Below are 7,957 nucleotides of genomic sequence, written 5' to 3' on the forward strand. Positions count from 1 at the left end.
CGGGCATCGGCGCGGAAGCGGTGGCACGAGTGCGTTCGGCGTACCGCTCCCGGACCGGGATCGCGGCAGCCGCGTACGGCGGGGAGCGCGGCCATCCGGTGCTGTTCGGGGCCGGTCTGTGGGCGGACATCGCGGCGGAGGCGGTGGGTGACCAGGGCGCTCGGGCGTATCTGCGGGCGCACCGCGATGCGATCACGCTCGTCGAGTGTTCCGATGTGGCTCAGGCGTACGACATCGACACGGTGGAGGACCTGAAGCACCTCGGGTGACCGGAACGGCACGCTGCGCCGGCACCGTGCCACTTCTGTCGACCCGGAGAATCTCGACATCAACAAACCATTGAACTTCCACCATGAGGAAACTACTATCCACTGGTCAGAAGCCCTCTGCACCCCGGACGGCGTCCACGCCCGTATCCCGGAGCCCTGGCACGCCGTGCCATTTCAGGCGACCCGGCGGCCGTGGGACGCCGCCCGCACCGCCCGCTGAAGGAGTGACAGCTCATGTCCGCACCAGCGCCGTCCCCGCTGGCCATCGTCGATGCCGAGCCCCTGCCCCGGCAGGACGAGGTCCTGACCGACGCGGCCCTCGCGTTCGTGGCCGAGCTGCACCGGCAGTTCACGCCCCGCCGTGACGAGCTGCTCGCCCGCCGCGGCGAGCGCCGCGCCGAGATCGCCCGTACGTCCACGCTGGACTTCCTGCCCGAGACGGCGGCGATCCGTGCGGACGATTCCTGGAAGGTCGCCCCGGCCCCGGCCGCGCTGAACGACCGCCGGGTGGAGATCACCGGTCCGACCGACCGCAAGATGACCATCAACGCCCTGAACTCGGGCGCGAAGGTCTGGCTCGCCGACTTCGAGGACGCGTCCGCCCCCACATGGGAGAACGTCATCCTCGGCCAGCTCAATCTGATCGACGCCTACACCCGCAGCATCGACTTCACGGACCCCCGGTCCGGCAAGTCGTACGCCCTGAAGCCCGCCGACGAGCTCGCCACGGTCGTCGCCCGCCCGCGCGGCTGGCACCTGAACGAGCGTCACCTCCAGCTCGACGGCACCCCGGTGCCGGGCGCGCTGGTCGACTTCGGCCTCTACTTCTTCCACAACGCCCGGCGCCTCATCGACCTCGGCAAGGGCCCGTACTTCTACCTGCCGAAGACGGAGTCGCACCTGGAGGCCCGCCTCTGGAACGACATCTTCGTCTTCGCCCAGGACTACGTCGGCATCCCGCAGGGCACGGTCCGTGCGACCGTCCTGATCGAGACGATCACCGCCGCGTACGAGATGGAGGAGATCCTCTACGAGCTCCGCGACCACGCGTCCGGGCTGAACGCGGGACGCTGGGACTACCTCTTCTCCATCGTCAAGAACTTCCGCGACGGCGGCTCCAAGTTCGTCCTGCCGGACCGCAACGCGGTGACGATGACCGCCCCGTTCATGCGGGCGTACACCGAACTCCTCGTCCGCACCTGCCACAAGCGCGGCGCGCACGCCATCGGCGGCATGGCGGCCTTCATCCCGTCCCGCCGCGACGCCGAGGTCAACAAGGTCGCGTTCGAGAAGGTCAAGGCCGACAAGGACCGCGAGGCCCACGACGGCTTCGACGGCTCCTGGGTCGCCCACCCGGACCTGGTCCCGATCGCCATGGCCTCCTTCGACGCGGTCCTCGGCGAGAAGCCGAACCAGAAGGAACGCCTGCGCGAGGACGTCTCGGTGGCCGCCGGCGACCTGATCGCCATCGACACCCTGGACGCCAGGCCCACCTACGAGGGCCTGCGCAACGCCGTCGCGGTCGGCATCCGTTACATCGAGGCGTGGCTGCGCGGCATGGGCGCGGTCGCCATCTTCAACCTGATGGAGGACGCCGCCACCGCGGAGATCTCCCGCTCGCAGATCTGGCAGTGGATCAACGCGGACGTGGTCTTCGAGAACGGCGAGCACGCCACGGCGGAGCTGGCCCGCGAGGTCGCGACCGAGGAACTCGCCGCGATCCGCGCGGAGATCGGCGAGGAGGCGTTCGCCGCCGGCAAGTGGCAGCAGGCCCACGACCTCCTGCTCCAGGTCTCCCTGGACCAGGACTACGCGGACTTCCTGACGCTGCCGGCGTACGAGCAGCTGGGCTGAACCCCGCACCACCGGACCCGAATCGCCTCCGTCCCCGGCACCGCACAGCGCCGGGGACGGAGGCGTGTCCACGTCCACGTCCATGTCCGCGGACAGGCGTCAGGCGGTCGCCGCCTCCATGTCCGCCCTGACCGCCGACTCGTCCAGTGACTCGAGAACGGTGGCGGGCTCGCCGCCCTTCATCACCGCCTGTCCCACATCGGTGCGTATCGCGCCCCTGACGGCGGGCCAGGACCGCATGTTCACCGGCGCGAACTGCGCGTCCGACAACTGCTCGATGAACGCCGTCAGCGGCTGCTCGGAGGAGTTCTCGGTCGCCGCGTCGGACGCGGAGTACGTCACGGGCAGAGCGGACTGACCGCCGCCGTAGGTCATGGCGGACTTCCCGCTGTAGAGGAAGGCGAGGAACGCACCGCATTCCTTGCGGTGGCCGTTCCGCTCGAACGCCATCAGCCAGTCGCTCAGCCCGAGCGGCCTGGCGGCCCCGCCGTCCTTCTTGGGGAACGGGGCGTGCGCGTAGGGGACTTTGGCCTGATCGGCCGCGCCCATCAGCACCGGGTGGGCGATCAGCATCCCGATCTCGCCCTGGAGGAACTGCGCGTACGCGGCGGTCCTGTCGAGCTCCGCGGGCTTCGCCCCGGCCAGCCCGTCGGCGACGAGCTCGTCCCGCAGCCAGGTCAGGGCCCCGGTGTTGGCCGGCGTCGCGAAGTCGTACTCCGCGAGTTCCCCCGTATAGCCACCGCCGGCCGCGAGCAGCCAGGAAAGGGCCTCGTCGTCGGCCGCCTCGGGGCCGAACTGAAGCCCGTACGGCGTCTTCACGCCGATCGCCTTCAACGCCCCGGCGGCCTCGCGCAGCGCGTCCCACGACGTGGGGGCACCACTGATGCGGGCCCGCCGGAAGAGTTCCTTGTTGTAGAAGAGCCGGGGCGTGCTGGCCAGGAAAGGGATCCCGTACGTCGCGTCATCGACCGTGCCCGCGTCGGTGAAGGACCGGATGAAGTCGGCCTGGGTGACGATGTCGAACAGCTGGGACATGTCGTAGAGCCGGCCGTCCTCGGCATAGGGCGCGAAGACGTTCGACTGCGCGATGTCGGGCGCCCGGCCCTCTTCGACCCGTTGGGCGAGGACCCTGTCGATCTTGTTGTACGGGACCCGCTCAAGTTTGATCCGTATGTCCGCGTGCTGATTCTCGAACTCGGCGACGACGCGGTCCCACTGGTCGCCGAGCGAGGCGCCCACGCTCTTGTCGTAGCTGGCCACGAGGAGATCGAGCGTCACCTCCTGACGTGCCGAGCAGCCGGTGAGCCCGAACGCGGCCGTGGTGCCGGCGAGGCCGGCCGTCTGAAGAAGGAACTGCCGCCGACGCACCGCTCTTGCCACCTCTTACTAGTCCAGCACATGCACTGGTGGCAGATTCTGCCATACAGGCAAGTTCTGCCCGCGAGGTGAAGTGCCTTGAGGGCATAACCTGATCCGCATGCAAGGTGGCTCGTTGACGGAACGGCGCAAGGCCGCGACCCGACTGGATATCGCCCGCACGGCAGCGGCGCTCTTCGTGGAACACGGCTTGCGGACCACGCGCGCCGAGGACATCGCGCGTGCCGCGGGCGTCGCCCCGCGCACCTTCTACCGCTATTTCGCGACCAAGGAGGAGGCCATCACCCCGCTGCTCGCCGCCGGGGCCGGGCAGTGGGTGGAGGCGGTCCGGGATGCCCCGGGCGACCTGTCGGTACCGGACGCGCTGCGGCACGCGGCAGCGTGCGCGCTGACCCCGACCCCCGGTGACACGGCGGCCTCGGATTCCCTGGAGTGGGTACGGTCGCTGCTGAGGATGGCGGCGGACAGCCCGGCGCTGAGGTCGGTGTGGAACGACGCCTGCCACGACGCGGACACCACCCTGGCGAGGGTTCTCTCGGCGCGTGCCGGGCTCCCCGACGGGGCGGATTCGCTGGACATCCGGCTGACGGCCGGGGTCGCCGGCGCGGCGGTGCGGGCCGCGGTGGAGACCTGGGCGGCGGGCGATGACCCGGCCACCGGGCCACTGGGACCCGCGGCGCTGGCGGAGCGCTGCCTGACCGCCACGGAAGGCGCGCTGAAGGGCACCTGACCCCGGCCGCCGTGCGACCGCCCGGATCGGCGGTCGCCGGATCCCGCGCCCCGAGCCCCCGGCTCGTCAGTCGCCGAGGACGACCGTGCGCTGGGCGGAGAAGTCGCCCCACTTCCCGTCGGGCAGCTCGGCGCGGATCTTCATCGAGTAGCGGGTGCCGCGCGGGTCGCTCACGGTGAGGCGGTAACTCGCCCGGCCTGTGGGCGGGGTGGCGCCCCAGACGATCGTGGTGGTCAACCGGCCGCCGATGAAGAGCTTGTACGCGGGGATCCCGCCGCCCGTCTCCGGCTGCTGCCAGTCCAGGTCGATGGCGTACTCCTTGCCCTGGACGCGGTTGCTGATCCGCAGGTCGGTGGGGGCGGTGCTCGCCGGTGCGCCCGGGGCAGGGGCGGTGGTGAGGTCGATGGCGTTGCTGTCCGGCGAGGAGGTGTCGGCGGCGTCGCGGGCGCGGACCGTGAAGGTGTAGACGGTGCCGGGGCGCAGTCCGGTCAGATGCGCCGTGGTCCGCGTGCCGGGCACGCTGTGGATCCGGGAGTCCTCCTGGTAGATGTCGTACGAGGTGACTCCGACGTCGTCCGTCGAGCCTCCCCAGGAGAGGTTCACCGCCCGGCTGCCGTCCACCGTGCCGCGCAGCCTCACCGGGCGGGTCGGTGCCTGGTGGTCGGCGGGGGTCGGGGCGGGTGTGGTGACGCTTGCGGCGGCGCTCGGTGCGGAGAGGTTTCCGGCGGCGTCGCGGGCGCGGACGGTGAAGGTGTAGGCGGTCGACGCGGTCAGCCCGTCGACGTCGGTCATCACCTTGGCCGCCGGTACCGATTCGACCCGCCTCCCCTCGCGGTAGATCTCGTAACCGGTGACCGCCCTGTCGTCGGAGGCCCGCTCCCACATGACGTGCACGGAGGTGGCGCTGCTCGCCTGCGCCGTCACACGGCCCGGCACCGTCGGCTTGCGGGTGTCGGCCTCGGGAGCGGAATCGCAGGCGGTGAGCGCTCCGAGGAGCAGGGCGGTGGAACAGGCCAACGCGGCGGTTGCGTGGGGGCGTTGCACGGTCGTGCCTTCCATCCGGCAGCAATGGTCCAGACCTGTATCGCATGGTGCGGGGGTCGCCGACAAGAGGGTGGAGCGGAACCTTCCGCAATGTGCCGATGTGCGCCCCGGCAGCCCGTCGGGCGGGGGCGGTGCGCGTCGGACGCGCGTCGGCGGGTGCCCGGTGTGTCGTACGGTCGGCTGATGCTGTGCATACGAGGTGTGGTGCTGCCCGAGCGCGAGGAACGCACATTCTGGATCGACGGCGAGGTGTTGCGCGCGGGCCGGCCGCCCGGCGGGCTCGCCGGCCGGGACGCGGAGCTGGTCGTCGACGGCGGCTGGCTGCTCCCCGGGCTCGTCGACGTACACACGCATCCGGGTGCGCTGGAGCCGGGCGCGCAGTTCGACGAGGATCTGCTGCGCAGGCAGTTGGGCGAGCACCGGGACGCCGGGGTGCTCGCGGTACGCACCCCGGGCACCTCGCAGCGGATGCCCGCGTGGGTGGCAAAGGACCCGGAGTTGCCGCGGGTGACGTCGGCAGGGCGGTGGCTGGCCACGCCCGGCCGGTTCTTCCCCGGCTTCGGACGCGATGTGAGCGAGGCCGAGTTGGTGCGGGCGGCAGTGGAGGAGGCGGCCGCTGCCTCCGGGTGGTGCAAGGTCATCGGTGACTGGGCCGCCGACGAACCGGCCGTGCCACTGCCGCTGTTGACGTCGGTGGTGAAGGCGGTGCACGCGGCGGGCGGCAAGGTGGCGGTGCACTGCCAGACCGCCGAGGGCACCCGCAATGCCGTACTGGCGGGCGCCGACAGCCTGGAGCACGGGATGCATCTCGACCCGGCCCTGCTGGACCGGATGGCCGCGCAGGGCACGGCGTTCGTGCCGACGCTGGGCGTATTCGGTGCGAAGGCGGACGCGATGCGGGCACGGGAGCCGAGCGTGCGCCGTGATCTGTGGCTGGCCGGCTGGGACACCATGCTCGACAATGTGCGCGCGGCCCACGAGGCGGAGGTGACGGTGCTGGCCGGGACGGACTCCTTCCCGTGCGGAACGGTCGCGGGTGAGATGGAATGGCTGGTACGGGCCGGGCTTCCGGCCCACGCGGCACTCGGCGCCGCGTCCTGGACGGCGCGGGCCTGGCTCGGACTGCCGGGCCTCGTGGACGGCGCACCCGCCGATGTCGTCGCGTACGCCACCGACCCGGCCCTCGACCCCGGCTCACTGAACCATCCGAGCCGGATCATGCTCCGTGGGCGCGTCGTGCGATGAGCGATGAGTTCCGGACACGGAAGGAGTCGGCACTGTATGGACACTCATACGGAGACAACGCCCACGATCGATCTGGCGCCCGCGGCCCGGCAGGTCGCCGCCCTGCTCGACGGCATCGACGAGCAGCAGCTGGACGATCCGACACCCTGCCCCGACTACGCGGTACGCGAGCTGCTCGCCCATGTGGTCGAGCTGAGCACGGCCTTCCGTGACGCCGCGCGGAAGGACTTCGGCCCGACGACCGACACCCCTCCGGGCACGAAGCGTCCGGTCCTCGGTGACGGCTGGCGCGAAGCGCTGCCGCCGCTGCTGGACGAGCTGGTGACGGCCTGGCGGGATCCTGCCGCCCGGCAGGGAATGACCAGGGCGGGCAATGTGGATCTGCCGGGTGAGGTGGCGCTGATGGTCGCGCTGGACGAGCTGGTGATCCACGGCTGGGACCTCGCCCGGTCGACCGGCCAGAAGTTCGAGGGGGACGAGGCGAGCCTTCGCATCGCGCTGGACATGCTGACCCCCGGTGACGGCAAGCCCCGGGCGGACAGCATCTTCGGCCCGCCGGTCCCCGTCCCGGCCGACGCGCCCCTCGTCGACCGGGCCATCGCGATGAGCGGCCGCCGCCCGGACTGGAAGCCCGGCGACTGAGCGGTGCGACCGGGGCGGTGAGCGGTGGTGGCGGGCCGTGGCCGGGCGGGGCCCGGTCGGGGCCGGTCAGCCCCCGGTCAGCTTTCGCGCCGCCTCGCGTGCCTGTTCCCGCAGCCGTTCGTCGGCCGGGGCTATCCCCGGCTCCAGGCCCGAGGCCCGCACCCGGAGATCCCGTTCGGCCAGAGCGGTCAGGCGACGACGTCCGTCCGCGGTGAGGGCGGCGGGTCCGAGTACGACCAGGGCCTCCAGCGCGGACACGGCGTCGGCGTCCTGCTCCGCGGCATCCAGGAGCAGCTCGGCCGCGCGGGGGCCGTCGAGGGACTCGGGCGCGATCGCGTGCAGGGCCAGCACCGCCGACGGAACCTGCACCCGGTCGGTGAGCAGGCCCTCCAGCGCGGGGACCAGCGGCCGGGCCGCGTCGCCGATGCGGGCCGCCGCCCGCGCGGCACGGCCGAACGTCCAGTGCATCCACGTCGGCTCCGTCGCCGCGAGCACACCGGCCAGTACCGGTACCGCTTCCGCCGGGTCACCGGTGATCCGCCACAGGGCCGCGGCGATCTCGACATCGGTGTCCAGCTGCGGGATGTTGCGGTCGCCCTCGGGATCGCTGAGCGCGGACCGCAGGGCGGGCACCAGACCGGCCGCCTCCGGGCCCAGTCCGGCGGCGAGGCCCGCGGCCTCCCGCACCGCCCGACCACCGGGCGTGAGCTGTGCGGCGACGGCCGCCAGGAGCGGGCCGGTCTCCCCCGTCAGCTCGCGCACCGCCGTCGCCGCAGCGAGCCGGCCGTCCTCCGGG

7 protein-coding genes and 1 pseudogene are annotated in these 7,957 nt (G+C 72.0%); 5 read left to right on the forward strand and 3 right to left on the reverse strand.

Annotated elements, in window-relative coordinates:
• Both ABZY11_RS41025 and aceB read left to right on the forward strand, forming a co-directional pair.
• Window positions 1–269 (forward strand): NTP transferase domain-containing protein (locus tag ABZY11_RS41025; protein ID WP_356484049.1); only part of this gene is annotated, 269 nt, incomplete at its 5' end.
• 234 nt (window positions 270–503) lie between these two features.
• Window positions 504–2,123: a malate synthase A gene (gene aceB, locus ABZY11_RS41030; RefSeq protein ID WP_356484050.1), complete on the forward strand. Its 1,620-nt coding sequence runs from the start codon at window positions 504–506 to the stop codon at window positions 2,121–2,123.
• A gap of 99 nt (window positions 2,124–2,222) precedes the next feature.
• Here aceB and ABZY11_RS41035 read toward each other — a convergent pair whose 3' ends face one another.
• Window positions 2,223–3,491 (reverse strand): extracellular solute-binding protein, encoded by a 1,269-nt coding sequence (locus ABZY11_RS41035; RefSeq protein ID WP_356484051.1) that lies wholly within the window; start codon window positions 3,489–3,491, stop codon window positions 2,223–2,225.
• Between the two features lie 124 nt (window positions 3,492–3,615).
• Here ABZY11_RS41035 and ABZY11_RS41040 point away from each other — a divergent pair, with 124 nt between their 5' ends.
• Window positions 3,616–4,230 carry a TetR family transcriptional regulator gene (locus ABZY11_RS41040; RefSeq protein WP_356484052.1) on the forward strand — a complete coding sequence of 205 codons (615 nt, stop codon included), beginning with the start codon at window positions 3,616–3,618 and terminating at the stop codon, window positions 4,228–4,230.
• Window positions 4,231–4,296: 66 nt separating this feature from the next.
• Here ABZY11_RS41040 and ABZY11_RS41045 read toward each other — a convergent pair whose 3' ends face one another.
• The gene (locus ABZY11_RS41045; RefSeq protein ID WP_356484053.1) at window positions 4,297–5,289 is read right to left on the reverse strand and encodes a fibronectin type III domain-containing protein; all 993 of its coding nucleotides are present in this window, start codon (window positions 5,287–5,289) and stop codon (window positions 4,297–4,299) included.
• A 168-nt stretch (window positions 5,290–5,457) separates the two neighbouring features.
• On the opposite strand from ABZY11_RS41045, the gene ABZY11_RS41050 reads away from it, so the two are divergent.
• Window positions 5,458–6,519 (forward strand): amidohydrolase family protein, encoded by a 1,062-nt coding sequence (locus tag ABZY11_RS41050; RefSeq protein WP_356484054.1) that lies wholly within the window; start codon window positions 5,458–5,460, stop codon window positions 6,517–6,519.
• Window positions 6,520–6,555: 36 nt separating this feature from the next.
• Complete coding sequence (locus tag ABZY11_RS41055) at window positions 6,556–7,161, forward strand: TIGR03086 family metal-binding protein (protein ID WP_356484055.1); 606 nt, start codon at window positions 6,556–6,558, stop codon at window positions 7,159–7,161.
• 66 nt (window positions 7,162–7,227) lie between these two features.
• Here the strand turns inward: ABZY11_RS41055 and ABZY11_RS41060 are convergent.
• Window positions 7,228–7,957, reverse strand: a pseudogene (locus ABZY11_RS41060) (hypothetical protein); the annotation flags it as partial.

It is taken from the genome of Streptomyces sp. NPDC006510, from assembly GCF_040611955.1.
In the GTDB taxonomy this organism is placed as follows: domain Bacteria; phylum Actinomycetota; class Actinomycetes; order Streptomycetales; family Streptomycetaceae; genus Streptomyces.